The 25,796-nt window shown below is 40.6% G+C and carries 23 protein-coding genes; 2 read left to right on the plus strand and 21 right to left on the minus strand.

From position 1 onward, the window contains the following. Positions 1–3: 3 nt before the first annotated feature. From nrdD to coaBC, 18 genes are all read right to left on the minus strand, one after another. The gene (gene nrdD / locus BET01_RS19820) at positions 4–2,133 is read right to left on the minus strand and encodes an anaerobic ribonucleoside-triphosphate reductase (protein ID WP_120198699.1); all 2,130 of its coding nucleotides are present in this window, start codon (positions 2,131–2,133) and stop codon (positions 4–6) included. 112 nt (positions 2,134–2,245) lie between these two features. After that, positions 2,246–2,866 carry a flavodoxin family protein gene (locus tag BET01_RS19825; protein WP_120198604.1) on the minus strand — a complete coding sequence of 207 codons (621 nt, stop codon included), beginning with the start codon at positions 2,864–2,866 and terminating at the stop codon, positions 2,246–2,248. Positions 2,867–2,881: 15 nt separating this feature from the next. Continuing rightward, entirely contained in the window at positions 2,882–6,031 is a 3,150-nt protein-coding gene (locus BET01_RS19830) for a DEAD/DEAH box helicase (protein ID WP_120198605.1), read from the minus strand. A gap of 23 nt (positions 6,032–6,054) precedes the next feature. Further along, positions 6,055–7,824: an arginine--tRNA ligase gene (argS, locus tag BET01_RS19835; protein WP_120198606.1), complete on the minus strand. Its 1,770-nt coding sequence runs from the start codon at positions 7,822–7,824 to the stop codon at positions 6,055–6,057. Between the two features lie 144 nt (positions 7,825–7,968). Continuing rightward, positions 7,969–8,526 (minus strand): elongation factor P, encoded by a 558-nt coding sequence (efp, locus tag BET01_RS19840; protein WP_120198607.1) that lies wholly within the window; start codon positions 8,524–8,526, stop codon positions 7,969–7,971. Between the two features lie 109 nt (positions 8,527–8,635). Beyond that, on the minus strand, positions 8,636–9,064 hold the full coding sequence (aroQ, locus tag BET01_RS19845; protein WP_120198608.1) for a type II 3-dehydroquinate dehydratase: 429 nt from the start codon (positions 9,062–9,064) through the stop codon (positions 8,636–8,638). A gap of 120 nt (positions 9,065–9,184) precedes the next feature. Then, entirely contained in the window at positions 9,185–9,694 is a 510-nt protein-coding gene (locus tag BET01_RS19850) for a YqeG family HAD IIIA-type phosphatase (RefSeq protein ID WP_120198609.1), read from the minus strand. A gap of 7 nt (positions 9,695–9,701) precedes the next feature. Beyond that, on the minus strand, positions 9,702–10,154 hold the full coding sequence (gene nrdR, locus BET01_RS19855) for a transcriptional regulator NrdR (RefSeq protein WP_120198700.1): 453 nt from the start codon (positions 10,152–10,154) through the stop codon (positions 9,702–9,704). Between the two features lie 83 nt (positions 10,155–10,237). Then, the gene (locus BET01_RS19860) at positions 10,238–10,498 is read right to left on the minus strand and encodes a PRC-barrel domain-containing protein (protein WP_120198610.1); all 261 of its coding nucleotides are present in this window, start codon (positions 10,496–10,498) and stop codon (positions 10,238–10,240) included. A 75-nt stretch (positions 10,499–10,573) separates the two neighbouring features. Beyond that, complete coding sequence (locus BET01_RS19865) at positions 10,574–11,389, minus strand: DUF975 family protein (protein ID WP_120198611.1); 816 nt, start codon at positions 11,387–11,389, stop codon at positions 10,574–10,576. Further along, the gene (locus BET01_RS21915) at positions 11,389–11,784 is read right to left on the minus strand and encodes a DUF4190 domain-containing protein (RefSeq protein WP_207667663.1); all 396 of its coding nucleotides are present in this window, start codon (positions 11,782–11,784) and stop codon (positions 11,389–11,391) included. The genes BET01_RS19865 and BET01_RS21915 overlap by 1 nt, the downstream gene beginning before the upstream one ends. A 132-nt stretch (positions 11,785–11,916) precedes the next feature. Continuing rightward, positions 11,917–12,813 (minus strand): MetQ/NlpA family ABC transporter substrate-binding protein, encoded by an 897-nt coding sequence (locus BET01_RS19875; RefSeq protein WP_120198612.1) that lies wholly within the window; start codon positions 12,811–12,813, stop codon positions 11,917–11,919. 46 nt (positions 12,814–12,859) lie between these two features. Continuing rightward, on the minus strand, positions 12,860–13,525 hold the full coding sequence (locus tag BET01_RS19880) for a methionine ABC transporter permease (protein ID WP_120198613.1): 666 nt from the start codon (positions 13,523–13,525) through the stop codon (positions 12,860–12,862). Further along, entirely contained in the window at positions 13,522–14,538 is a 1,017-nt protein-coding gene (locus tag BET01_RS19885; RefSeq protein WP_120198614.1) for a methionine ABC transporter ATP-binding protein, read from the minus strand. Before BET01_RS19885 ends, BET01_RS19880 begins: the two co-directional genes overlap by 4 nt. A gap of 336 nt (positions 14,539–14,874) precedes the next feature. Then, a complete protein-coding gene (locus BET01_RS19890; protein WP_120198615.1) occupies positions 14,875–16,278 on the minus strand; it encodes a Sapep family Mn(2+)-dependent dipeptidase in 1,404 nt (467 codons plus the stop codon). Between the two features lie 17 nt (positions 16,279–16,295). Beyond that, positions 16,296–16,748: a GatB/YqeY domain-containing protein gene (locus BET01_RS19895; protein WP_120198616.1), complete on the minus strand. Its 453-nt coding sequence runs from the start codon at positions 16,746–16,748 to the stop codon at positions 16,296–16,298. 50 nt (positions 16,749–16,798) lie between these two features. Continuing rightward, positions 16,799–18,388, minus strand: coding sequence for a peptide chain release factor 3 (locus BET01_RS19900; protein ID WP_120198617.1), 1,590 nt, complete (start codon positions 18,386–18,388; stop codon positions 16,799–16,801). Between the two features lie 95 nt (positions 18,389–18,483). Beyond that, a complete protein-coding gene (gene coaBC / locus BET01_RS19905) occupies positions 18,484–19,671 on the minus strand; it encodes a bifunctional phosphopantothenoylcysteine decarboxylase/phosphopantothenate--cysteine ligase CoaBC (RefSeq protein ID WP_120198618.1) in 1,188 nt (395 codons plus the stop codon). An 84-nt stretch (positions 19,672–19,755) separates the two neighbouring features. On the opposite strand from coaBC, the gene BET01_RS19910 reads away from it, so the two are divergent. Together BET01_RS19910 and sigG are read left to right on the plus strand one after the other, a co-directional pair. After that, positions 19,756–20,532 carry a type III pantothenate kinase gene (locus BET01_RS19910; RefSeq protein WP_120198619.1) on the plus strand — a complete coding sequence of 259 codons (777 nt, stop codon included), beginning with the start codon at positions 19,756–19,758 and terminating at the stop codon, positions 20,530–20,532. Positions 20,533–20,631: 99 nt separating this feature from the next. Next, positions 20,632–21,408 (plus strand): RNA polymerase sporulation sigma factor SigG, encoded by a 777-nt coding sequence (gene sigG, locus BET01_RS19915; RefSeq protein ID WP_120198620.1) that lies wholly within the window; start codon positions 20,632–20,634, stop codon positions 21,406–21,408. A 54-nt stretch (positions 21,409–21,462) separates the two neighbouring features. Here sigG and BET01_RS19920 read toward each other — a convergent pair whose 3' ends face one another. The 3 genes from BET01_RS19920 to BET01_RS19930 all read right to left on the minus strand — a co-directional run bounded on the left by BET01_RS19920 (position 21,463) and on the right by BET01_RS19930 (position 25,775). Beyond that, positions 21,463–22,329: a DUF3298 and DUF4163 domain-containing protein gene (locus BET01_RS19920; protein WP_120198621.1), complete on the minus strand. Its 867-nt coding sequence runs from the start codon at positions 22,327–22,329 to the stop codon at positions 21,463–21,465. A 16-nt stretch (positions 22,330–22,345) separates the two neighbouring features. Continuing rightward, complete coding sequence (locus BET01_RS19925) at positions 22,346–22,789, minus strand: sigma-E processing peptidase SpoIIGA (protein ID WP_120198622.1); 444 nt, start codon at positions 22,787–22,789, stop codon at positions 22,346–22,348. 346 nt (positions 22,790–23,135) lie between these two features. Then, entirely contained in the window at positions 23,136–25,775 is a 2,640-nt protein-coding gene (locus tag BET01_RS19930; protein ID WP_120198623.1) for a valine--tRNA ligase, read from the minus strand. Positions 25,776–25,796 lie beyond the last annotated feature (21 nt).

Raw genomic sequence — 25,796 nt, forward strand, 5'->3', positions numbered from 1 at the left:
CTCCTACAGATGAAGAACTCTTGATTTTATTTCTTTTGTCTTACCGGTATTCCAGAAATTTTCTCCTAGATAACCACAAGTTCTTCTGGTTACATTCATGCGATTTTTATCCTTATTATGGCACTGAGGACATTCCCATTCCATATCTTCGTTAATGATGATTTCTCCATCGAATCCGCACGCCTGACAATAATCGGATTTTGTATTAAATTCCGCATACTGAATGTTGTCATAGATAAACTTAACCACGTCTTCCATGGCTTCCAGGTTATGAGCCATATTGGGCACTTCTACGTAAGAGATAGAGCCACCAGAGGAGATCTTCTGGAACTGACTTTCAAAGGTGAATTTAGTAAAGGCATCAATATTCTCTCTCACATCCACATGATATGAGTTGGTATAGTATCCCTTGTCCGTTACATCCGGAATAATTCCAAAACGTTCCCGGTCAATTTTAGCAAACCGGTAGCAAAGAGATTCCGCAGGGGTACCATAAAGACCAAAACCAAGTCCGGACTCATCTTTCCAACGATCCACGGTTTCACGCAGATGATTCATAATACGAAGGGCAAAGTCTTCTCCCTCTTTCGTCGTATGACTCTTTCCTTTCATAAGCTTGGTTGTCTCGTAAAGTCCGATATATCCAAGTGAAATGGTAGAATACCCATCAAGTAACAGCTTATCTATGGTCTCACCTTTTTTAAGCCTTGCGATCGCACCATATTGCCAATGAATCGGGCTAACATCGGAAAGAGTCCCTTCTAAGGATTTGTGTCTGCACATAAGAGCTTCATAAGCCAGGGCCAGACGGTCCTCCAGTAGATTCCAGAATGTCTCTTCTTCCCCATTTGAAAGAATTCCAAGCTGTGGCAGATTTAAGCTCACCACGCCCTGGTTGAATCGTCCTTCAAACTTATAATCGCCGTTTTCATCTTTCCATGGAGATAAAAAGCTTCGGCATCCCATACAGCTAAATACATTTCCTTCGTAATATTCTCTCATTTTCTTAGCAGAGATATAATCTGGGTACATGCGCTTGGAGGAACACTTTACCGCAAGCTTTGTTATATGATCGTATCTGCCACCTTTTAAGCAGTTGCTTTCATCCAGTACATATATAAGTTTCGGAAAAGCTGGAGTTACATATACCCCTGCCTCATTCTTAATCCCTTCCAGCCTTTGACGAAGAACTTCTTCCACAATCAATGCATTTTCTTCTATGTACTCATCCTGGTCATCCAGACATAAAAACAGAGTAACAAATGGTGCCTGACCATTGGTTGTCATTAAGGTGTTAATCTGATACTGTATGGTCTGCACGCCAGATCTTAATTCATCTCGAAGGCGGATAGCAGCCATCTTCTCTACGACCTCTTTTGAAACCATATCGCCAAACTCTTCTTTGATCTGCTTACGGAATTTATTATTGCTCTTTCTTAAATATTTACCAAGATGACGGATGTCTACTGACTGACCACCGTATTGATTGCTAGCAACAGCAGCAATAATCTGAGTCATTACAGTACATGCGACCTGAAAACTCTTAGGGCTTTCAATCATCTTTTCATTCATCACAGTTCCGTTATCTAGCATGTCTCCTATATTAATCAGACAGCAGTTAAAAATCGGCTGCACGAAATAATCTGCATCATGAAAATGAATGGATCCCTGTTCATGAGCAAGTGATATTCTCTCGGGAAGAAGCATTCTTTTTGTTAAATCTCTAGAAACTTCTCCTGCGATATAATCTCTCTGAGTCGATGCCAAAATTGTATTTTTATTGGAATTTTCTTCTGCAAGTTCTTTGTTCTCATTCTTGATCAGTTTTAAAATAGACTCATCGGTAGTATTCGCTTTTCTAAGGAGCGCTCTTTGGTAACGGTATATGATATACTTCTTCGAAAGGGTGTATTTATTCCTTTCAACAAGGCTGCTTTCGATCATATCTTGTATGGTCTCAACACTGATCACATCATCTGAATGGTCTTCCACATAGTCCAGAATCGCGTTAATCATGTCATCTTCAGCTCGCTCAGAAGGCTCTACTTCCGCATTTGCCTTTCGTATCGCTTTAATGATCTTTGCCCTATCATAGTCCGCCATTCTGCCATCACGCTTTTGAACCTTAATCATTCCTGTCACCTTAACCTCTTCTATATTTTGTATACACAATTTTACAAACACAACATCTAGTGCTTTTTAATTATACACCACAAGAGGAAAAAGTAAAGAGGATTTTATTCTTTTAGTCAATAAAATTAGTCCACATCTTTTCTTCTTGTTCGGGAAGACTGATTCCTGCGGCTTTTCCGGCTTCCATACATTTTAGCATCCATGCCATATTTCTCCCAAGGATTCTCATGACCTGAAGTCCTTCCAAATCCTGCTCTACATCCTGAGGGGTTTTTCCGTGTACCATGTTCCAATAACGGGACGAAACTACAGGCATCTGGGATATGGTGAAATATTTATTAAGCGCATCGAAGGTAGATGTAGTTCCAGCCCGGCGCGCAGATACAACTGCTGCAGCCGGCTTAAATGCAAAATCTCTTCCCGCAAAAAACAAACGGTCCAGCAAAGAAAACAGAGAACCATTTGCAGAAGCATAATAAACCGGTGAACCTACCACCAGCCCATCTATCTGATCCACCTTTTCTAAAATTTCGTTGACCAGATCATCCCCAAATATACATCTGCCAGTGGTCGCGCATTTTCCGCATGCAATACAGCCATGAATCGCCTTATTTCCTATATGGAGGATTTCAGTCTTTATGCCTTCTTTGTTTAGAGATTCAGACACTTCCCTCAGTGCCCGGTTGGTACAACCTTCTTTGTGTGGACTTCCATTGATCAGCAATACATTCATAACCACTCCATCCTTTCATTCATTTAATAAACCCAATAAGTCTTCCCTGCTTAGATTGCTCAGGGATACGGTTCCCTCTGTGATGATCTGCTCTGCAAGATCCTTTTTGGAATCTTGTAGTTTTAAGATATTCTCTTCAATGGTACCTTTGGTAATGAGCTTAAACACAGACACTTGTTTTTCCTGACCGATTCTGTGAGCCCGGTCTGTCGCCTGATTTTGAGCAGCCACATTCCACCATGGATCAAAGTGTATTACCATGTCTGCCGCAGTTAGATTAAGACCTGTTCCTCCTGCTTTTAAAGAAATCAAAAACAGAGGGATCTCATCTTCCTTAAAAGAGTTAACCATGCGAATGCGTTCCTCTTTGGACGTTGAGCCTGTGAGTATATAATAGATCAGTCCCTCTTTTTTAAGCCTTTGGCTAATGATTTCAAGCATGGATGTAAACTGAGAGAAGAGGAGAATCTTGTGTCCCCCTTCTACTCCATTTTTCACAAGATCAATACAGGTTTCAAGCTTTGCCGACTCTCCGCTGTAATCGTGATAACAAAGATGTGGATCACAGCAGATCTGCCTGAGCCTTGTAAGCTGAGCGAGAATCTGGATGTTGTCTCTTCCCTGCCTTCCCTCCGAATTCTCCAGTTCCTTTTTCAGTTGGTAAGCATTGGCCGTGTAGATTTCCTTTTGTTTTTTATCAAAAGCAGAATAAACCACAGTTTCCAGTTTATCCGGCAATTCCTTTAGTACGTCTTTTTTTAATCTGCGAAGTATAAATGGCCCGATCAGACGGTGTAGTTTTTCCAGTGCCTGCCTCTCCTGGTCCTTGACAATAGGAAGTTCATACTCTTTTTTAAATCTCTGATAACTGAATAAGAAGCCAGGCATAAGATAATCGAACATACTCCAGAGTTCAGACAAACGGTTCTCAATCGGAGTTCCAGTAAGCGCAAACTTGCGGCGGGCATCAATACCTTTTACCGCCTTGGCACTCTGCGTTGAGGCATTTTTAATATACTGTGCCTCATCAATGATCTGAAAACGGAAGGATTTGCCTTCATAAAGTTCCGAATCCCTTTTTAAAAGATCATAAGAAGTAACCAACACATCATATCCTTCTGATGTTGCAAGAAGTTCTTCTCTCTCAGCCGCCATTCCTGCTACTGTCAGAACTTTAAGATCAGGTGCAAACGTGTGAATCTCATTTTCCCAGTTATACACGAGAGAGGCCGGACAAACAATCAAAGAAACAGCGGGCTCTTCCTTTTCTTTCTCATCCAAAAGCAGAGTTATGACCTGGATGGTCTTACCAAGACCCATATCATCAGCAAGTATGCCTCCAAAGCCATAATGATCTAAGGTACGAAGCCACCGGTAGCCAGTCTTTTGATATCCCCGCAAAATAGGATTAAGTTTTGCTGGAATCTCAAAATCGCTGTCCTCCACCGATTTCATCCCGCGAACCACTGCTTTGTAAAGCTGATCCCGGTAAAGAGTTATGCTGCTACCCTCTTTTAAAATACCATCTAAATAGAGGGCTCTATAGGCTGGCAAGCGAAATGTCTTGTTTTCTAAATCCGAAACGGATACAGCCAGATCCTGGACCAGTCTTGCAACAGAAAGAAGTCCATTGTCATCAAGATTGATAAACTCTCCATTCTTAAGACGATAATACTTCTTTTTTCTACTATATTCAGCCAGTAGCTTGTTTAGCTCAGATCCTGATAATCCTTCTGTATCAACATTTAGCTCCAGCCAGTTGCCAACACTTCGGATGCCTACCGATATTTTGGGAGGAGGAAGTATCTTTAACTTTTTGAAGGATTCTGAAAAAAAGACCTCTCCATAGGCCATGAATTCCGAGATTCCCTCTGTCAGCAGGTTGTAAACAGACTCCTCATCCCCTCGTATTGCAGGAAGAGAGGATTCATGCTCCTTATATTTAAAATATTTGGTTATAAGTTGGCTAATCCTAAATTCTCCAGGTACATCCCTGCAGACCGTTCGGGGAAGTCGTTCATCCTCTACCGGCTGAAACGAGTAATCTCCATAGGAAAGAGTTGGCTTTAATACCAAGCTGTTTGGACCCTCGGAATCAAATTCAAAACGAGCCTTAAGCTCTTCTGGCTTAAATGCTTCTAAATCCAGATTACCGGAATCAATGGTGCAATATGCAGCAATTCTTTTAAGTACTCGTTCATAAAACAGAGGCATATCCTTATTGTTCACCTCGATCTCATAGGTGGCGCCGAACCCCTCCGTCATCTGCTTAAAGAATATCAAAAGTGCCTCACTACATTTTGGGTCGCAGCAATATAAATACTGGGAATCTGCAAAATACAAATACCGTTCCCCTTCCAGTACCATTAAATCTTTGGAGATTGATACCAATACCCCTTCTCTACCTCTACGTCTGACGGTTACCGTTAATTCGGGAGACCGGTCCGTAACCGCAACCTGACGGCTTAGACCTTTGTGATCCTCTATTTCCAAAAAGCTTCCTTTCATAAGTTCAAAGAAGCGGTCCATACTCGTGCGACTCAAGGTCAAAAAGCGCATAACGGGACTCGCCGAAAAAGAAGTTTTCTGAAACTGCTCGTAATGTTCTAAGTAGGTATATATTACCTCCATAACAAATTCAAGCAGTGGCTGGCTATCCTTTTGAAATGCCTGGATGCTGTGATGAAAAGCCAAATTCTTTCCGTATTCTACATATGTGCCGCTTGCCACTGCCCTTACAAAGGCAGAAAGATCCTTTAACACGTAAAGACGGTCCTTACCCAGCTTAAACTCAAGCTTTATCTCTCTGCGGTTTGCTCTCATTGCAACAAAAAGCTTGACCTGATCGCCTTCTCCCTCGCTCATAATGCGGGAAACCTCACGATTGGTGTATTCTCTTATCATTGCCCTAGCTTGTTGGGAGGTAGTCACAATCCTGCCCTGATTCTCTGTCTCTTGCTCTTTATATGCTTGGAGAAGAGCCTGGCAGTGGGAACACATGCCACGGTAGGAATTCCCCTGTGCGCAGGAACAAGAGTAGTCAATTGCCTGACTACCCTTGATATGAAGACTCGCCTTATATTCAATTCCTTGATCTTCTACGACTGCTCTGACTCCTGATTCACCCTTCCAGAAAGCGCTTGTCGTCATGTGTGATACTTTCATAGCTCCTCACATCCGTTCACTGTTTACATACGCTCCGGTGCTTCAATGCCCAGAACATTGATGCATTCATTTAATACATTCTTGGTTAAACTAATTAAGCATATCCATGAAGCCTGGCGCTCTTTGTTTTCTTCTGAAATAATCTTTGTCTCATGATAGAACCGGTTGAATACATTGGCAAGCTCATAGACATACTGGCATATCTTGTGGGGAGCAAGCTCTGTAAAACTTGTTTCCATAATTTCGTTAAACCTAGAAAGTTGAAGCATTAAATCCTTCTCTGATCCAGAAATAGCCGGAAGAATTCTTGCTTCTCCCTCAAACTTGTTCTCCAAGCTCTGGTATTTTCCTAAAATGGATTTAATACGAACAATGGTATAAAGAATGTATGGACCAGTATTTCCTTCAAACGAAACAAAACGATCCATATCAAATATATAATCCTTGGAAGCCTGATTGGAAAGATCCCCGTACTTTAATGCAGCGAGTCCTACGATCTCTGATGTCTTTCTTGCTTCTTCTTCGGAAACATTACGGCTTTCCATGATTTTTTCATAGGCAGCCTGGCAAATATCTGTAATCAAAGTCTCAAGGCGCATAACTCCGCCATCTCTTGTTTTGAAAGGCTTTCCATCTTTACCATTCATGGTACCAAAGGTAAGGTGAGACATCTTTTTATCTTCTGAAACGAAACCTGCTTTTTTCGCGACACGGAAGACCTGAACAAAATGAAGTTCCTGACGTTTATCCGTGATATAAATATACCAATCAGGTTTTATATCTTTTTCTCTTTCAATAATTGTTCCAAGATCTGATGTAGAGTAAAGTGCGGCACCGTCAGATTTTCTTACAATACAAGGTGGCAGCTCCTTGGAGTCGCCTTCCTGTGCAATATCTACAACAAGCGCACCTTGGCTCTCGTATGCAAGCCCTTTATCTTCTAGTTCCTTAATTAATCCTGAAATGTAAGGCTCAGCGTGACTCTCTCCTTTCCATAAATCGAAGGAGACTTTGAGGTTGCCGTAATTCTTCTTTAAATCAACTACGGATACAGCAATAATATGCTGCCATATGGCGCGGTAAGGACGATAGCCGTTCTGAAGCTTTAGTGTAGCTTCATGAGCTCTTTTACTAAATGCTTCGTCTTCCTTTGCTTTTGCACTTGCTGCTGGATACATTTCCTCCAGTTCACTTATGGTAAACACTGGTTCTTTGGGATATTCACCCTCAAACGATTCATCAAAGTAAGAAAGGTCCGGTTTTCTGTCCCTTAACTCTTCAATAATCAGTCCCATCTGAAGACCCCAGTCACCAAGATGAACATCACCAATTACTTTATGGCCTAATAAACGTCCGTTTCTTTTTATCGTTTCACCGATAATAGCAGAGCGAAGATGGCCTACATGGAGAGGTTTCGCCACGTTGGCACCGCCGTAATCTACAACTATGGTCATAGGATTTTCTGCCCTTTCGCAGCCGGACTGTTCTGCGTTTACCATAGCATTCATATATTCTGCCAGATAGCTGGAGTCAAGCTTTAAATTAATAAATCCCGGCATAACTACTTCTGCAGCAGCAAATACTTTGTTACCGGCAAGCTTTGCCACTACTTCTGACGCAATATCAAAAGGTTTCTTTTTAAATGCCTTGGCTGCTGCCATAGCTCCATTACACTGGTACTCGCAAAGATCAGGGCGGTTAGAGAGAGTAACCTTTGCATAGGTTTCCTCATATCCACATTCTGCAAATGCAGCCTTCATCTGTGCTGTAATCAAATCAAGAATTTTATTCATTCGTTGCAAGTCTCCTTTATATCCAGAAATTTCTAAGCTAAATATTAATTATATTACAAACAGTCTTAAAAATCAAATTCTTTTCTATGTTCAAACGTTATAATAGCAAAAAAGACCGGGCAGCCCGGTCCTTTTTCATACGGATTAAACTCTGGACAGATATTCACCTGTACGTGTATCAATCTTAATCTTGTCATCTTGATTAACAAACAAAGGAACGTACACAACTGCTCCGGTCTCAACAGTAGCTGGTTTCGTAGCTCCCTGTGAAGTATCTCCTTTAAAGCCTGGCTCTGTATCTGTGATCACTAACTCAACAAACAACGGAGGCTCTATAGAATACACCTTACCATTATAGGAACATATCTTAACAGTCTCATTCTCTTTCACAAACTTTAATGAATCTCCAATTACTTCAACGCTTAATGCAACCTGCTCAAAGTTACTGGTATCCATAAAGTTATGAAGATCTCCATCCGCATACAGATACTGCATGTCTACTCTGTCGATTCTTGCCTGTGGGAACTTTTCTGTTGGGCGGAATGTGCGCTCTAAAACGCCGCCGTTTACCACATCTTTAATCTTTGTTCTTACGAATGCAGCACCCTTTCCAGGTTTTACGTGCTGAAACTCCATGATCTGATATACATTTCCATCGATATCCAATGTGACACCGTTTTTAAAATCACCCGCTGATATCATAAATGATATTCCTCCTTGCGTTTCACTTATTAACTTTTATATTTTATACTATAACAAACGCATTTTCAACCGTTTTTTGCAAATATCTCCAATTTCACTTGAAAGGAAGTCATCTTCCTGTCAAAAAGTCCATAGCTAACGCATATCCTTTCAGCCCAAGACCGACTACTTGTCCCGTGCATACGGGCGCTGTTACAGACAGATGACGAAATTCTTCTCTCTTATGAACATTGGATATATGCACCTCAATCTTTGGAATCTCCACAGATCCTAAAGCATCTCTTAATGCATAGCTATAGTGTGTAAATGCACCTGGATTAATAATAATTCCTTCCGTACCATTATGATAGGCTTCTTGAATCTTATCAATCAGGCCACCTTCATAATTACTCTGATATACCTCTAACTCATGATCCTCGTTCTTTGCTTTTTCAGCCAAAGTGGTAACCAAGAAATTGTAATCTTCAATTCCGTAAATGCCTTTTTCACGAATTCCTAAAAAGTTAATGTTAGGACCGTTTAAAACAAGAATTTTCATAGGTTTTCTTATGCCTTTCCTTTTTCCGGTCAGTTTTCTGGCAGACTTTTACGTTTCACTCAATTCCTATTATAACCGAAAATGCTGTACTTTAGCCCGGCAGAAGACTTTTCTCAATTGTTATTTGGCTTTCTTCTTATCTCTATGATAGAAGTATAATACAATAGCCTCCAAAGCCCTCTTTAACACAATCTGAATCTCTTCCTTTGGATTAATAGGCTTTACCAATATGTTATAGATTCCAGCTCTTTTTGCACCGTAAACATCTGTAAAGAGCTGATCCCCTACAAAAATCGTATCCTTTGTTGTTGTTCCCATTCGTTCCATTGCCTTTTTATAGCCGCCAATGCCAGGCTTGTTTCCCCGAAAGATATAGCAGGAGCTTCCTGCAGATTTCGCAAAGGAAGCCACTCTTGGTTCTTTGTTATTGGATAGGAGGCAGGTTTTAAGACCAATCTCATTCAAACGAATGAACAGCTCTTTTGCCCTATCATCCGCTGGTGCTCCATGAGGAACCAGAGTGTTGTCAATATCAAAAATCACACCTTTGATTCCACTTTTATATAAGCGTTCATAAGGAATGTCATATGCGGATACCACATCTTCATCTGGATAAAATGTCTTAAACATAATTCTCCTACTTCTTTAACAGTTTTCCTATCTCTTCTATAAACGTATTGACATCTTTAAATTCCCTGTATACAGAAGCAAAGCGCACGTAAGCCACCTCATCCACTTCTTGAAGTTTTTTCATAACAAGCTCTCCGATGACGGTGCTTTCCACTTCTTTTTCTTCACGGTTAAAAACTTGAAGCTCTACTTCATCAACCATGGAATCAATCTGTCCGGATGACACCGGCCTCTTATGGCAAGAATGCAAAATTCCTGATTCTATTTTAGATCGGTCATAGACCTCTCTGGAACGGTCTTTTTTAATTACCATGAGAGGCATGGTTTCAAGCTTCTCATAAGTAGTAAAGCGTTTGCCGCATTGTTCGCACTGTCTGCGCCGTCTTATGGAACTATTGTCATCCGCCGGTCTTGAATCAATGACCTTAGTATCTGCCTCGTTGCAAAATGGACATTTCACGCCTCTATCCTCCTGTCTTACGGTCTGTATTTTATTATGTATATCATAACTTACATTCCGCAGATTCGCAAGCCCATCTTCCACTATATCCCGCATTTTTCCGTCGCTTTATCCAGGTCAACATTTACAAGGATAATATCCGGCCCTACCTGTCTGATGTCACAGAAGGGAATCACATATTCTTTTTCTCTGACTAAAAAACCGCAAAAGCATCCAGGACCCGGGACGATAATTGCCAACAGACACCCCGTATCCATATCAAAATCTACATCGCCCACATATCCAAGTCGCCTGCAGTCACAAATATTAATTACTTCTTTTGTCTTGAGATCGGAAATGCGCATAGAAACACCTCCCACACTGCTTAGTGTATTCTATGCGCACAAAAACATGATGACACGGTTTTATCAATGATTTTCTTAAATCTGCATGGATTCATAAGAAGAATCCATAGGGCTTGCAAGTATTATATTCGTATTTTCTGCCTTAATATCCAGGTAGAATTCCGTAAAGGTACAATGGATATAAGGAAAGATCCATAAAAATCCGATACCAAAGGAACCATATCCAAGAAGTATCATTCCTGTAAAACTTAATGTTATGTAAAAAAATCGGCCTTTGTTCCCCTTCATTAATTCTACACTTTCCCTCATGCTTTGCAGTACGCCTTTATCTGTAGACTCCATGAGGATAAAGAAGGATTGAGAAAAATAAATAGAGCACATTAAGCTTCCTACCAAGAGGAGAAGATACATAAGTACTAAAAGCACAATCATGATAGGAATGAAATCTGTGATAATTGAAACTATGAGTACAATAAAGTAAGGGATACTAAGTACAATACTGATGAGCACAATCATAAAATAAAGACCTAAAAACTTCAAGGGCTTATTTTTCAAGGCAAATAACAAATCATATAATCCATACTTTTGATCCGTGCTTATATTATAGTACATCTTCATCATTCCCGGTAAGAAAAGTGCCATAACCGCTGAAATTACTACAGTGAAAATTATAATAGCCGCCTGCATTAGTACAAACCCTACTCCAAATTCACTTCCACCATAAAATAATGTTTCATTCGCAACGCCCAAAACAACTGAGACCATGAGAAAGATCATAAAGACTACACTCATGAGAGCACCAGCAATAAGCCCAGCACCCACACATATACCGTATTTGCCTTTCAACCTTTTTCTGGCTCGTAATTTAAGTTCCTTAGATGTAGTCTTCATCAAAACATACCTCCTCTGTCAATTAATCCAGCAACAGCCATAATGATAAGAACAAAAAATATGACTGACACCAGCACCAGAGATATGATTGAGGTAATAAGTCCACCCTTCGCATATCCTTCTAACCGTTCTTCTGTCTTTGAAAGCAATGCAAACATAATACCCAGGCTGCCAAATATCAAACCTCCATAAATACAGCAAGATGTAACGATACCTAAGATACCCATAACCAAAGAGACAAGAGCCAACGTACTTTGTGGGGCTTTCACTGGCTGACCGGCACCATTATGTTGATTCCAGTTTGTTTCTTCTGTCTTTAAGGTATCGGGATATGTAGTTTCTTTTTGGTCTGCAATGGGTTCATTGTTATAATTCATTTGATTTTCTTGATCCATAAAGTTTCAACTCCCTTTTGTAATAATATATAGATTATACAATAGATTAAGGTATCTGTAAATTCATTCATGATATTAAAAAAACGCCACGAGCCAGTTATTACCGGATCAATGGCGTTTCTCATGACTTTTTTAGAAAGAAGGAACCACAGCTCCATCATATTTATCATTGATGAATTTCTTTATTTCATCACTTGTCAGCACTTCTACAAGTGCTTTTGTTTTTTCATTGGTCTCATCACCGGAACGAACAGCAATAATATTGCTGTAAAGAGTTGCGGCAACAGAACCAGCATCTTCAATAGCCAATGCCTGAGAAACTTTTAAACCAGCTTCGATGGCATAGTTACCATTGATAACCGCAATGTCTACATCTCCAAGAGAACGTGGAATCTGAGCTGCTTCAACTTCAATAATCTTAAAGTTCTTATCATTTTTAACAATATCATTCTTAGTTGCTTCCAGCTCAACGCCTTCTTTCAGTTCGATCAGACCATTGTCTGCCAGTAAAAGAAGTGCTCTTGCTTCATTGGAAACGTCGTTAGGAACTGCAATCTGCGCTCCATCTTTAAGTTCTTCCAGAGTTTTTGTCTTTCCAGCATAAATTCCGAAAGGCTCATAGTGAATTGGAGCTGCACTTACAAGGTTTGTTTTCTTTTCTTCATTAAACTGATCTAAATATGGCTTGTGCTGAAAAAAGTTAGCATCTAAATCTTTGGAATCAAGAGCCAGGTTTGGCTGCACATAATCTGTGTATTCCTTTACTACTAACTCATATCCTTTTTCTTTTAAAGCATCCTTCGCTGCATTTAAGATCTCTGCATGAGGAGAGGGAGTCGCACCAACAACAATCTTCGTTAATTCACCAGATGCTTTGGTTTCGCCTGTTGCTTTTGTTGTTTCAGCGGAAACTGCCTCTGTCTTTGATCCTGCTGTTGTTGCAGCAGTAGATCCCTTACCTGAAGAACATGCTGTTAATGCACCAACTGCAAGAAGTGCTGCGGTAAGAACGTAAAATGATTTTTTCATAATTTCTTCCTCCTTAAACTTTATATGGTAACGCCTTTGGCGATTACTACTTAATTCGTTTATCACTGACTCTAGAAAGCTTCATACCAGCCTCCTGAATAATCTGTACGATAATTACAAGGATTGCAACGGTTATAAACATCATTCCTGTTTGATAACGGTAATAGCCGTATTTAATAGCGATATCACCTAATCCACCACCACCAACGAAACCTGACATAGCAGAATAACCAAGTATGGTAGTTACAGAGAGGGCCGCTCCCACCAAAAGAGAGGGCTTTGCTTCTGGCAAAAGAACCTTCCATATAATCTGTAAGGGAGATGCACCCATGGATTTCGCAGCCTCAATTACGCCCGCATCCACTTCTTTAAAGGATGATTCCACGACTCTGGCAACATATGGAGCCGAAGCGATAACAAGGGGCGGGATAACTGCGCTTGCACCCAGGGTGGTTCCTACTACCAACTTTGTAATAGGAATGACCATGATTAATAAAATAATAAATGGTACAGAACGAAGAAGGTTTATGATAATACCCAGAGTTCTCTGAAACCAAGGAATCGGATAAATTCCATCTTTATCTGTTGCAATCAGTATGATCCCCAATGGAATCCCGAATAAGTATGCAAAAAAGGAGGACGTAAATGTCATGTAAAGAGTCTCCCATACTCCTAATTTAAGCATGTTTAATGTAGTCGCATCTAATATCATAGACTCTTCACCTCCTCATGAGTTATCTTGGCTGTTTTTAAGTAATTTATAATGCGTTTCTGATCCAATTCATCTTCCGGAAGTTGAATTACCATTTGACCCATGGCAGTTCCGTTTATATCCTTTGTCTCAGCATGTATAATGTTTATAGGAACCTTGCAGGCAAGGATCATATTTGATAATACCGGCTCAAAAGAAGAACGACCATCAAAAGTTATTCTTACGTTCTTAGAGTCTCCAAATTGAATCACTCTTTCTGCCGCTTCTCCTAAGATCAGCTGTCGACCAATCTTTGACTTCGGCTCAGAGAATAAATCCGCTACGCTTCCAACCTCTGCAATGTGGCTCTGGTCGATAATTGCTACACGATCACAAACAGCTTCAATGACTGCCATCTCGTGGGTGATCACGATTACAGTAACTTCAAGAGTTTTATTAATCTCCTTCAATAAGCTAAGAATAGATTTCGTTGTGTTTGGATCAAGAGCACTGGTAGCTTCATCGCAAAGAAGAATCTTTGGCTTCGTCGCTAATGCTCTTGCTATGGCAACTCTCTGCTTTTGACCACCAGAAAGCTGGGATGGATAAGCTTTTGACCGATCGCTTAATCCTACCATCTCAAGAAGCTCCATAGCCCTGTCTACTGCATCTTTCTTTGAAACTCCTGCAATTTCCAGTGGAAAGCAAACATTTTGAAGAACATTTCTCTGGGCCAGCAAATTAAACTGCTGAAAAATCATACCCATAGACTGTCTTGCCAGTCTCTGTTCTCTTGGTCTCATGGCTGTAAGACTTTTATTTTCAAAAAGTACAGTTCCTGAAGTAGGTATCTCCAGATAATTAATACAGCGGACTAACGTACTTTTTCCGGCTCCGCTCAAGCCGATAATGCCAAAAATCTCTCCCCGTCCAATGGACAGATTAATATCATCCAAAGCCTTGATAGGGCCGCTGGCAGTATAAAATTCTTTCCCAAGCCCTACCAGCTCAATAATTGGTTCTGCTGAATGCATGTGTTAGTTTCCTTTCTTTTAGGTACAAAAAGGTCGCAAGTCCTGCACAGACTTGCGACCTTATAATCTCCGCGTTAGCTACTTTGCGAATTCAATCACAATCTATACAAATGAAAAATATCACCGGTTTTTTGCGCACTCTGACATACAACACATCATCATACACATGCCGTTCATCCGATCCATATTCATCTGCATAGCGTTTGAAAGATTCATGGCAGCTACTCCTTCCCTGATTCCTATAGTAAAAGTAGGAATTACTTCTGAGGCGTATTTTACGCTTTCTTTTTGTTTTTGTCAATACTATTTTAGAAATATTGGCAAAACAACTTTAAATTAGGAGCAAAGATCTACAATTACCTGTGCGAATATTTTTGCACTTACTACAAGCTCTTCTACTACGGCAAACTCATCCGCTCCGTGCATACGGTTATCAGTCTCTGGCATAGAAGCTCCAAACGCCACACCATTTTTCAGATCATGGACATAGGTACCACCACCCATGGAGATACATTCGCCTTTTCTTCCAGTATAGCTTTCGTAAGCGTTTAACAGGGTTTTTACAAATTCGGAGTCTCCATCTACATGATGAGGAGGTCTCATGGAATCATTATGAAGAGTGAAACCTTTGTCTTCCATATTCTTTTTCACTACCATAAGGACATTTTCTTCGTTTGAACAAATCGGACAACGGCTGTCAAATGTACCTACGAGGTCAGTATCTGTTACCTTAAGTAAACTAAATGCCAGGGTTAAGTTACCTGAAATTTCATCTCCCATTGCAATTCCAAGTGCTTTTCCTTTGGTATCACCGTGGGGAATCAGATCCTGGAGTCTTCGAAGCATGGTTACCTGAGGACAATCTGCCAATGGCAGCTTTAGTAAATAAAAGAGAAGTCCTGTTAATGCATTGTTTCCTTCATCAGGTGTGGAGGCATGAGCGCCCTCGCCAATGGCAGTGATCTTCGCATGATTGCCTTCCATCTGAATCTCATAACGGATTCCTGTTGAAACACTAACTTCTGCTGCAACCTTCGTCAAAACAGCTTCTTCCAATCCAGCAACTACAGCACTCACTTTTCCTGGAACCACATTAACTTTCAGCCCGGCCTCCAGTGTTACGATCTTAGGAAGTTTGTCTGATAATTCAAATTCTGTGGTAAAATGTCCGGCAAGACTGCCTTTTTCTGTATTCACAACAGGGAAGGCTCCATCTGGAGAAAACGTCATAGGGGCTTCCTTTTCTACGGAATAATAGTGAGCAATATCAGAACTACCGCATTCTTCGTCAGTACCCAGGATCAGGCGAACATTTTTACTCAAAGGAATATTTAATTCTTTTACAGCCCTAAGAGCATAAAGAGCAGCAACTGCAGGCCCTTTGTCATCAGAAGTTCCACGTCCAAAAATCTTTCCGTTTTTTACTACAGGGTTAAATGGTTCTGTCTCTTTCCAGCCTTCTCCAGCCGGAACCACATCAAGATGAGCCAAAATATCAAGTTGGGTTTCCTTATCATTTAAATCCATTGTCCCAACATAATTATCGTAGTTATTAATCGAAAAGCCATAAGATTCTGCCATGGTTAGAGCTTCCGTTAACGCTTCAAATGCTCCCGGTCCAAATGGCATTCCTTCTTTATAGGACATCTTTTCACTGTTAATGCGGCACAGAGTACAGATATCATCAAGCATTTCCTGCTTATGTGCCTCTATATATTCTTCAATTTCTTTTCTATACATAAAAACACCCCTTTTCTTTATTTCATCATTGACGCAAGAACTTCATTCACTACCTTGCCGTCAGCCTTTCCTTTTACCTTTGGCATCAGGACCTTCATAATTTTGCCTTTATCAGCAGGAGTTGGTGTCTCAATACTTAATTCTGCAAGTACAGAGATAACGATTTCTCTAATCTGATCCTCTCCCATATCCTCAGGAGCAAATTCTTTAAATACAGAAATACGAATCGTCGCTTCTTCTCGGATGTCATCTCTATCAGCAGGTGCCAGCTCATACGTCTCCTGAGTCTGTCTGATTTCCTTTTTCACAACTGCATTAGCCTCTTCTTCTGTGATAGGGGTATGGTCCTTTTTGTCAATCTCAAAGTTCTTCAGTGCTGCAAGGAGCATAGACAAACCATCTTTTCTCGGCTTATCTTTTGCCTTCATAGCCTCAACCATAGCTGCTCTTACTTCATCAATCTTACTCATCGTTCTTCCTCCTTAAAAATTTTATTTCACGGGTCATTCACTTTCAGGACCTAGTTATGGCCAAACTCAGAAAGCTTAAGTTCCGGATTGCGATCCAATACCATTCCAATACTCCAACTGTTAACAAATAATAGCAGTGGATTATCCTTTAAATCTTTAATCCGTTTCATATCGGATGTACCCTGAATCTTAGCAACATCGACTTCTTCTTTGTTTTCAATCCAGCGGATATATTCATATGGAAGCTTTTCTAGTCTTACTTCCACGTTGTATTCATTTTCCAGACGATACGTGAGAACTTCAAACTGGAGTTCTCCTACTACGCCCACAATAATTTCTTCCATACCAGTATTAAACTCCTGGAAGATCTGAATGGCACCTTCCTGAGCAATCTGATTTACACCCTTGATAAACTGCTTTCTTTTCATGGTATCTATCTGGCGAACTCTGGCAAAATGCTCTGGGGCAAAGGTAGGAATTCCTTCGTATTCAAACTTTTGATTGGTTTTACACAGCGTGTCTCCTATGGAGAAAATACCTGGATCAAACACACCTATGATATCACCTGCATAAGCCTCTTCCACTATCTTTCTGTCCTGAGCCATCATCTGCTGAGGCTGGGATAAACGAAGCTTTTTGCTGCCCTGAACGTGATTTACTTCCATACCAGCATCAAATTTACCAGAAACAATTCTCATAAATGCAATTCGATCCCGATGGGCTTTATTCATATTTGCCTGAATCTTAAATACAAAAGCAGAAAAATCCTCTTCAAAAGGATCTACATACCCTGTGGTAGTAAGCCTTGGCAAAGGAGAAGTTGTCATCTGAAGAAAGTGCTGCAAAAATGTCTCAACACCAAAGTTAGTCAGCGCAGAACCAAAGAATACAGGAGATAGATCACCTCTGCTTACCCGGTCCATATCAAGCTCATCACTAGCTCCATCTAAGAGTTCTATATCATCTATAAGCTGACGATGGAAGGCATCACCAATTAAATCATCCACCCGCTCGTCTCCTAAGGTGACTTCAGTCGATTCCACTTCCTTTTGTCCGTTCATGGATGCCCGGTAGGTTGTAATGGTCTCTTTAAAACGGTCATAGACGCCTTTAAACTCTCTGCCGCAACCGATAGGCCAGTTGACTGGACAGGTACGGATTCCAAGAACGTCTTCAATTTCATCCATGAGTTCAAATGGATCTCTGGCTTCTCGGTCCATCTTATTTACAAAGGTAAAAATAGGGATATGACGCATCACGCATACTTTAAACAGCTTAATGGTCTGAGCCTCTACACCCTTAGATCCATCAATAACCATGACTGCAGAGTCCGCCGCCATAAGAGTACGATAGGTATCCTCAGAGAAATCCTGGTGACCAGGAGTGTCCAAAATATTAATACAGAACCCGTCGTAATTGAACTGCATCACGGAAGAGGTGACGGAAATACCTCTCTCTTTTTCGATCTCCATCCAGTCAGAGACTGCATGTTTTGCGCCTTTTCTTCCTTTTACAGTACCAGCAAGATTAATCGCACCTCCATATAATAAAAACTTCTCTGTCAGTGTGGTCTTTCCGGCATCCGGGTGGGAAATAATGGCAAATGTTCTTCTCTTTTTTATTTCTTCCGATATATTCACAAAAATAATTCCTCCAATTTCACGTTTAAGTCTTGTCTATTGTAGTATGATTCCAGTCATAAGTCAAGATTCACTCTTATAGAAGAAACCTTATTTTAACGAATGAATATCTCATCCAAAAGACGATGTGCTACCTCATCCTTTGTCATCATCTCAAGCTCTTGTTCCTTCTCTCTAGTTATGATGGTTACAATGTTGGTATCTGTACCAAATCCAGCTCCTGCCATTTTTAAATTATTAGCGACGATCATATCTATGTTTTTCTTATCAAGCTTTTTCCTTGAATTCTCCAACATATTTTGAGTTTCCATGGAAAATCCGCAAAGGAACTGCCCGTCCTTTCGATGCTTACCAAGCCATAATAAGATATCATCTGTACGTTCCAACTCAATAGACATATCTCCGTCTGTCTTTTTTGTCTTTTCCGTGCCGGCAGTCTTTGGCCGATAGTCTGCCACTGCGGCTGCCTTTATGATGGCATCCTGATCCCCATAGCAGTCTTTTACTGCTTCAAACATTTCCTTAGCACTCTTTATCTCAATTACTTTGGCAAAAGGCGGGTTTTTCGTATCTGTCTTTCCAGTTACTATGGTTACCTCAGCTCCTCTTAGATAGGCTGCTTTTGCAATGGCATATCCCATCTTCCCTGTGGAGTGATTGGAGATAAAGCGCACCGGATCAATGGCTTCTATGGTTGGACCTGCGGTTATTAAAATCTTCTTCCCACTTAAGTCTTTTTGACAAGCCACTTCTCTTTCAATATAATCATACAACACTTCAGGGTCTGGCATCTTACCGGCTCCTGTATCTCCACATGCTAAGTAACCCACGGCCGGATCAATGATTTCCATGCCATAGGAAGCGCAGATTCTTAAGTTATCTTGAACGATTGGGTTTTCAAACATATTCGTATTCATGGCAGGTGAAATGATTTTTTTACATTTACAAGCTAGTATTGTGGTGGTCAACATATCATCTGCCATCCCATGTGCCAGCTTTGCAATTACATTGGCACTTGCAGGTGCCACCATGACCACATCTGCTAATTTTGCCAAGGATACGTGTTCCACACTATATTGAAAATTCCGGTCAAAGGTATCCACCAGACACTTATTTCCTGTTAAAGTTTCAAATGTAATGGGGTTTATAAAATTCGTCGCATTCTGTGACATCATAACATGTACGTTACAGCCTTGTTTCATCAGCATACTAGCTAATGATGCAATTTTATAGGCTGCAATACTTCCTGTGACACCCAGAATGATATTTTTTCCTTTTAGCATAAGCGCCTCCCGTTGTGTTTCGACTTAAATTATGATATTCTACAGTATAGCATAAGAAAAAAAAGTTGGAAAGGAGTTCCCTCTATGATTTTAGCCATTGATTTAGGAAACAGCAACATCGTCATAGGAGGTATCGACAATACCAGAACTTACTTCGTAGAACGTGTCACTACCAATCATGGAAAAACCGAATTGGAGTATGCAGTTAATATAAAAGATATTATGGAGATTCATAACTATTCCGTATCTGAAATAGAAGGGGCCATTGTCTCATCCGTGGTCCCGCCTCTTACTGATGTGGTAATGTTAGCTGTTAAAAAAATAACAGGAAAGACCCCTTTGTTAGTTGGTCCAGGAATGAAAACTGGACTTAATATTAAAATGGACAATCCAAAGACTGTCGGCAGCGACTTAATCGTTGATGCCGTTGCCGCTTTAAAGGATTATCCCTCCCCTATTATCATCATTGACATGGGCACTGCCACTACCATATCTGTGATTGACCAGGCAGGAAATTACACTGGAGGTATTATTTTTCCAGGACTCCAGGTATCTCTTGATTCCTTAAGTAATAGGGCAGCCCAACTTCCCTATATCGGTTTGAATCATCCAACGAAAATCATCGGAAAAAACACCATCGATTGCATGAAAAACGGTATTCTTTACGGCAATGCCGCCATGATCGATGGAATCATCGATCGCATGGAGTCGGAATTAAAAGCACCCGTCAGCATTGTCGCTACCGGCGGACTAGCGTCTGTTGTGGTACCTTTGTGCCGTCATGACATTCCTTACGATGATGCACTTTTATTAAAAGGATTATTGATCCTTTATGAGAAAAATACTCAGGAATCGTCATGACCAAAAACTGGAAATAAAAATTCATCTTTCAGTCGTATAAAAGCCCTCATTTGAGTACATCATTTCTTTAGAGAATAAAGATGATGCGGAGGGAAAGATATGGCTGGATATAAAGTTGAAATTTGCGGCGTCAATACTTCCAAACTGCCTCTTCTCAACAACGAGGAGAAGGAAATCCTGTTCAAGCGTATACTTGAAGGGGATCAAAAGGCTCGGGAAGATTACATTAAGGGAAACTTAAGATTGGTTCTCAGTGTCATACAACGTTTTTCCGGCAGTAGCGAAAACGTGGACGATTTATTTCAAATTGGCTGCATTGGCCTGATTAAGGCAATCGACAATTTTGATATTACGCAGAACGTCCGCTTTTCCACCTATGCCGTTCCAATGATTCTTGGAGAAGTTCGGCGCTATCTTCGGGATAACAACTCGATCCGTGTCAGCCGTTCTCTGCGAGACACCGCTTATAAAGCTATTTATGCAAAAGAAAATTTAATAAGAAGAAACGCAAAGGAACCCACCCTCATGGAAATTGCAGAGGAAATTGGGGTTAGTAAAGAAGACATTACCTATGCACTTGATGCCATACAAAGCCCTGTAAGCCTTTATGAACCCGTTTATTCCGACGGTGGGGACCCTCTCTTTGTTATGGATCAGATCAGCGACAAGAAAAACTTAGAGGAAAACTGGGTAGAGGATATTTCCTTAAACGAGGCAATGCGACGCCTTCCAGAAAGAGAACGCCACATTATCGACATGAGATTTTTCGAAGGAAAAACTCAAACTGAAGTGGCAGAGGAAATCCATATTAGCCAGGCCCAGGTCAGCCGCCTGGAAAAAAACGCATTAAAAACCATGAAAAATTACCTCTCATAATTTCATAAAAACATAAGCCCACCTTTGAAACGAAGGCAGGCTTATCCTACATATTTAATATCCGGTCACTGACTTGGGTATGGTAAATTCTACAACGCCCATATAACCTGGTGCAACTTCATATTCATCAAAAACGATGACAATCTCGCCTTTCTCATTGAAATAATAACTTTCATCTCCTATTATTCCCTTAAAGCCCGCTACATCTCCATCCGATTTGCTAAAATAGATTTTAGAATCATCTTCTGCCATTTGTTTTTCCATCTGCATTTTAATATTATCGCTAATATTACTTAAGATCACATTATCTTTTTGGAGTAAATCGGCTAAGGAAATTACCTCACCAGAAGTTTTATCAATGGTAAAGATTTTTACGTATTCTGCCCCGCTTGCCATAATAACTGTGGTATTAATTCTCAGGCTAAGATATTTGGTATTATCCGTCACCACCTCATATCCAGAAGTAACGGAATAATGCCCACCATCTGTAAGATCATCTGTTATCTGCTTTTCATATTCCCCAATGAATTGATTTGCATAATCTTCAATGGAGCGGTTAACGCTGGTATTATCTTTTTGATCCATTGAAACTTTAGGAATTTCTATCTTGGCATCATAACGATCGCTGCTGTCTTCAAATGTACGGAACGTCACAACTTTGGCGATTGCAGAAATAACGGGGATATCTTCCATTGCATTGGCTGTAACAGGGCTTGCATTTGCCATTGTTGCGATTATTGAAACTGCTGCTGCGGTTGTGAGAACGGATCTCTTTGTTATTTTTATCATAGTTGTAATCCTCTTTTCTTTTTTTCCTTTTTGAATACCTTCCAATACAGCATTATGGGCGGAACTTGGTACTGGAATCTCTTCGTAACTTTTTTTCAGATTAGATAGTGTATCTTTCTCTCTATATTCCATTATAACGGCTCCTCTCCTAAACCAATTCTGGTTCCAGTATTACCTTAAGCTTCTTTAGCGCCCGATAAAGCCTGCTCTTTACCGTACTTATGTTCATTTCCATAATCTCAGATATCACTGCCTTTGCTATTTCCTTTGGTTTTTTTATACAAAAGGCTATCATTACCATCAAAGTGCTGACCACAAGATAGGTAATCACCATTTCAAGCCAAAGGGGCAACAAAGAAAACGCGGCGACAAGAACAGCCCATGCAGCTCCTAGAACTGCCCCAAGAATCATTCTCCACCAGATAAGACGATATTTCAGTCCTCGTCTAACTATGGATAATACCAGCAAATCCATGGTGAAATTAATAAAGAACAACACGTCTATGTACAGGTTTATTTCCGTTGCTGCATTCACCTCCTGCCCTGTACGAACATTATAGCCAGTATATCTTTCAGAATTTGTCAAAACCATGAAGATAATTCCTCTTTTTCATCGTCTTTTTCCATCCCACTACGTCATATGCTGACATATTATTACATCAAAAACTTGTCTCCTAGGCTAACCCTGCACCTCACCCCCTATAAGAATCCCCCTTAAGTGCAAAAATAAAGAGTCTGGCTTGCCAGACTCTAGCGCTGACACGCTACTACGATAGTGGAAATTTTCCTTATGCGTGTCATGTGCATCCCGCCCGGTAGGGCTTTTTATGTAATAGGACGTGATTTCCTATTACATAAAAAACAGCCAGACACGGCATTATGCCACGTCCGACTGTTTTCACCAAACCAATTTATATTGTCGATTGTTTATCACAGGTTTAAGAAAGCTGAGTTAGTCTTTCTTTCACCTGCTCCAACATCTGGGTATACTTTTGAAGCTTACCCTTTTCTTCTTCAATCTTTTCTTCTGGAGCCTTGCTTACGAACTTCTCGTTATTCAACATTCCATTCACACGGGCAAGTTCCTTGCTTAAGCGTTCTTCTTCTTTCTTTAAACGCTCTATTTCTTTCTCAATGTCTACCAGCTCTGCAAATGGCATATAAATCACGGCCTGATGGATCACTGCTGATACTGCATCTTCTGATATTCCGTTCTTATCTTTTTGCAAGCAGACTTCACTTGCATATCCAAGAGTAGCGAAAAACACTTTGCTTCGTTCAAAGATAGTAAGAATTTCCTGATTCTCAGATACAACGTAAACTTTTGCCTTTTTGCTAGGTGGAACATTCATGGAAGTTCGCACATTACGGATTCCTCTAACGGCTTCCTTCATGGTCTCTACCGCATGCTCCTCATTCGCAAAGTTCCAAGATTCTTCGTAAACAGGCCACTGAGAAATCATGATAGACTCCTCTTCATCCTGAAGATTACAAAAGATCTCTTCTGTCAGAAACGGCATATATGGATGAAGAAGCTTTAATGACTGGATGAGTACTGTCTTTAGCGTCCAGATGGCTGCCGCTTTCGTAGTATCTTCATCATTCCATAATCTTGGTTTTACCATCTCAATATACCAGTCACAGAATTCTTCCCAGACAAAATCATAAACCTTTTGCAGGGCGATTCCTAGCTCATATTTATCAAGATTTTCCGTTACATCTTTTGCTAGGGTATTCGCCTTTGATAAAATCCATTTGTCAGCCATGGTGAGTTCATCCATGCTAGCATCGGCTTTTGGTGCCTTCTCAATGTTCATCATAATGAAACGAGACGCATTCCATACTTTATTGGCAAAATTTCGGCTAGCTTCTACTCTCTCCCAATAAAAACGCATATCATTGCCGGGAGCATTTCCTGTAATCAAGGTCATACGAAGAGCATCGGCACCGTATTTTTCAATGACTTCCAAAGGATCAATGCCATTTCCTAAGGATTTGCTCATCTTACGTCCTTCAGAGTCTCTAACCAGACCGTGCATCAGTACCGTATGGAATGGAAGCTTTCCTGTTTGCTCGATTCCTGAGAATACCATACGGATTACCCAGAAGAAAATAATATCGTAGCCGGTTACGAGCACATCTGTTGGGTAGAAATACTTCAAGTCCTCAGTCTCATTTGGCCAGCCCAGAGTGGAAAATGGCCATAAGGCGGAAGAAAACCAAGTATCCAAGGTATCTTCATCTTGAGTAAAATGAGTGCTTCCACATTTCGGACAAACATCAGGCATTTCCTTATCTACAATGATTTCCTTACATTCATTGCAATAATATGCCGGAATCCGGTGTCCCCACCAAAGCTGTCTGGAAATACACCAGTCACGGATATTCTCAAGCCAACGAAGATAAGTCTTATCAAAACGCTCAGGAACAAAGTTTAAGCTACCGTTTTTTAATGCCTCAATTGCAGGTTTTGCCATTTCTTCCATCTTTACGAACCACTGCTGTTTCACTAGAGGCTCTACTGTGGTTCCACAACGGTCATGGGTTCCTACCGCATGGGTATGAGGCTCAACCTTTACCAAAAGACCAAGTGCATCTAAATCCTTTACCATGGTTTTTCTGGCCTCATAACGGTCCATACCATGGTACTTGCTGCCTGGTAAATCAATGGTTGCATCATCATTCATAATGGTAAGTTCTTTAAGATTATGTCTTTTGCCCACCTCAAAATCATTGGGGTCGTGAGCTGGAGTAATCTTTACACAGCCAGTTCCAAAGTCCTTATCTACGTAAGAATCTGCAACCACAGGAATCTCTCGATCTGTCAATGGAAGCTTAAGCATCTTTCCGATCAATCCCTGATAACGCTCATCTTCAGGATTTACAGCCACTGCAGTATCTCCAAGCAGTGTCTCAGGTCTTGTGGTCGCAATCTCCACAAATTTTCCCTCTTCTCCTGCAATGGGATATTTAATATGCCAGAAAAATCCATTCTGATCTTCATGCTCTACTTCTGCGTCTGAAATGGAGGTCTTACAAACTGGACACCAGTTTATAATTCTGGACCCCTTATAAATATATCCTTTCTTATGAAGACGAATAAAGACTTCCTGCACGGCTTCGGAACAACCCTCATCCATGGTGAAACGCTCCCTATCCCAATCTGCGGAGGATCCCATCTTATGAAGCTGATTGATGATTTTGCTGCCGTATTCTTCTTTCCAATCCCAGCATTTCTCCAAAAATCCATCTCTTCCAAGATCAGCTTTATCAATGCCTTGCTTTTTCAAACTTTCAATGACCTTTACTTCCGTCGCAATTGCTGCATGGTCTGTACCTGGCTGCCATAGGGCCTCAAACCCTTGCATTCTTTTATAACGGATTAGGATGTCTTGCATTGTATTATCAAGTGCATGCCCCATATGAAGCTGTCCTGTAATGTTTGGAGGCGGCATTACTATTGTGAACGGCTTTTTATCCTTGTTTGGTTCTGCGTGGAAATATTTTTTATCAAGCCATTTCTGATAAAGCTTTTCTTCAATCCCTACTGGATCATAAGTCTTTTCCAACTCTTTCATCTTCTTCTCCTTCATAGTTCA

This window comes from Lacrimispora algidixylanolytica, from assembly GCF_003609635.1.
GTDB classification, from domain to species: domain Bacteria; phylum Bacillota; class Clostridia; order Lachnospirales; family Lachnospiraceae; genus Lacrimispora; species Lacrimispora algidixylanolytica.

Bases quoted from the DNA above. Each gene is read 5' to 3' on its own strand.
- nrdD (WP_120198699.1), bottom strand. From the start codon at position 2,133: ATGATTAAGGTTCAAAAGCGTGATGGCAGAATGGCGGACTATGATAGG.
- BET01_RS19825 (WP_120198604.1), bottom strand. From the start codon at position 2,866: ATGAATGTATTGCTGATCAATGGAAGTCCACACAAAGAAGGTTGTACC.
- aroQ (WP_120198608.1), bottom strand. From the start codon at position 9,064: ATGAAAATTCTTGTTTTAAACGGTCCTAACATTAACTTTTTAGGAATT.
- BET01_RS19930 (WP_120198623.1), bottom strand. From the start codon at position 25,775: ATGAAAGAGTTGGAAAAGACTTATGATCCAGTAGGGATTGAAGAAAAG.
- BET01_RS19880 (WP_120198613.1), bottom strand. From the start codon at position 13,525: ATGATATTAGATGCGACTACATTAAACATGCTTAAATTAGGAGTATGG.
- efp (WP_120198607.1), bottom strand. From the start codon at position 8,526: ATGATATCAGCGGGTGATTTTAAAAACGGTGTCACATTGGATATCGAT.
- BET01_RS19830 (WP_120198605.1), bottom strand. From the start codon at position 6,031: ATGAAAGTATCACACATGACGACAAGCGCTTTCTGGAAGGGTGAATCA.
- BET01_RS19860 (WP_120198610.1), bottom strand. From the start codon at position 10,498: ATGCGCATTTCCGATCTCAAGACAAAAGAAGTAATTAATATTTGTGAC.
- BET01_RS21915 (WP_207667663.1), bottom strand. From the start codon at position 11,784: ATGGATCAAGAAAATCAAATGAATTATAACAATGAACCCATTGCAGAC.
- sigG (WP_120198620.1), top strand. From the start codon at position 20,632: ATGGCTGGATATAAAGTTGAAATTTGCGGCGTCAATACTTCCAAACTG.
- BET01_RS19895 (WP_120198616.1), bottom strand. From the start codon at position 16,748: ATGAGTAAGATTGATGAAGTAAGAGCAGCTATGGTTGAGGCTATGAAG.
- BET01_RS19850 (WP_120198609.1), bottom strand. From the start codon at position 9,694: ATGTTTAAGACATTTTATCCAGATGAAGATGTGGTATCCGCATATGAC.
- BET01_RS19885 (WP_120198614.1), bottom strand. From the start codon at position 14,538: ATGCATTCAGCAGAACCAATTATTGAGCTGGTAGGGCTTGGGAAAGAA.
- BET01_RS19925 (WP_120198622.1), bottom strand. From the start codon at position 22,789: ATGGTTTTGACAAATTCTGAAAGATATACTGGCTATAATGTTCGTACA.
- argS (WP_120198606.1), bottom strand. From the start codon at position 7,824: ATGAATAAAATTCTTGATTTGATTACAGCACAGATGAAGGCTGCATTT.
- BET01_RS19890 (WP_120198615.1), bottom strand. From the start codon at position 16,278: ATGTATAGAAAAGAAATTGAAGAATATATAGAGGCACATAAGCAGGAA.
- BET01_RS19865 (WP_120198611.1), bottom strand. From the start codon at position 11,389: ATGAAGACTACATCTAAGGAACTTAAATTACGAGCCAGAAAAAGGTTG.
- BET01_RS19875 (WP_120198612.1), bottom strand. From the start codon at position 12,813: ATGAAAAAATCATTTTACGTTCTTACCGCAGCACTTCTTGCAGTTGGT.
- BET01_RS19920 (WP_120198621.1), bottom strand. From the start codon at position 22,329: ATGGAATATAGAGAGAAAGATACACTATCTAATCTGAAAAAAAGTTAC.
- BET01_RS19910 (WP_120198619.1), top strand. From the start codon at position 19,756: ATGATTTTAGCCATTGATTTAGGAAACAGCAACATCGTCATAGGAGGT.
- coaBC (WP_120198618.1), bottom strand. From the start codon at position 19,671: ATGCTAAAAGGAAAAAATATCATTCTGGGTGTCACAGGAAGTATTGCA.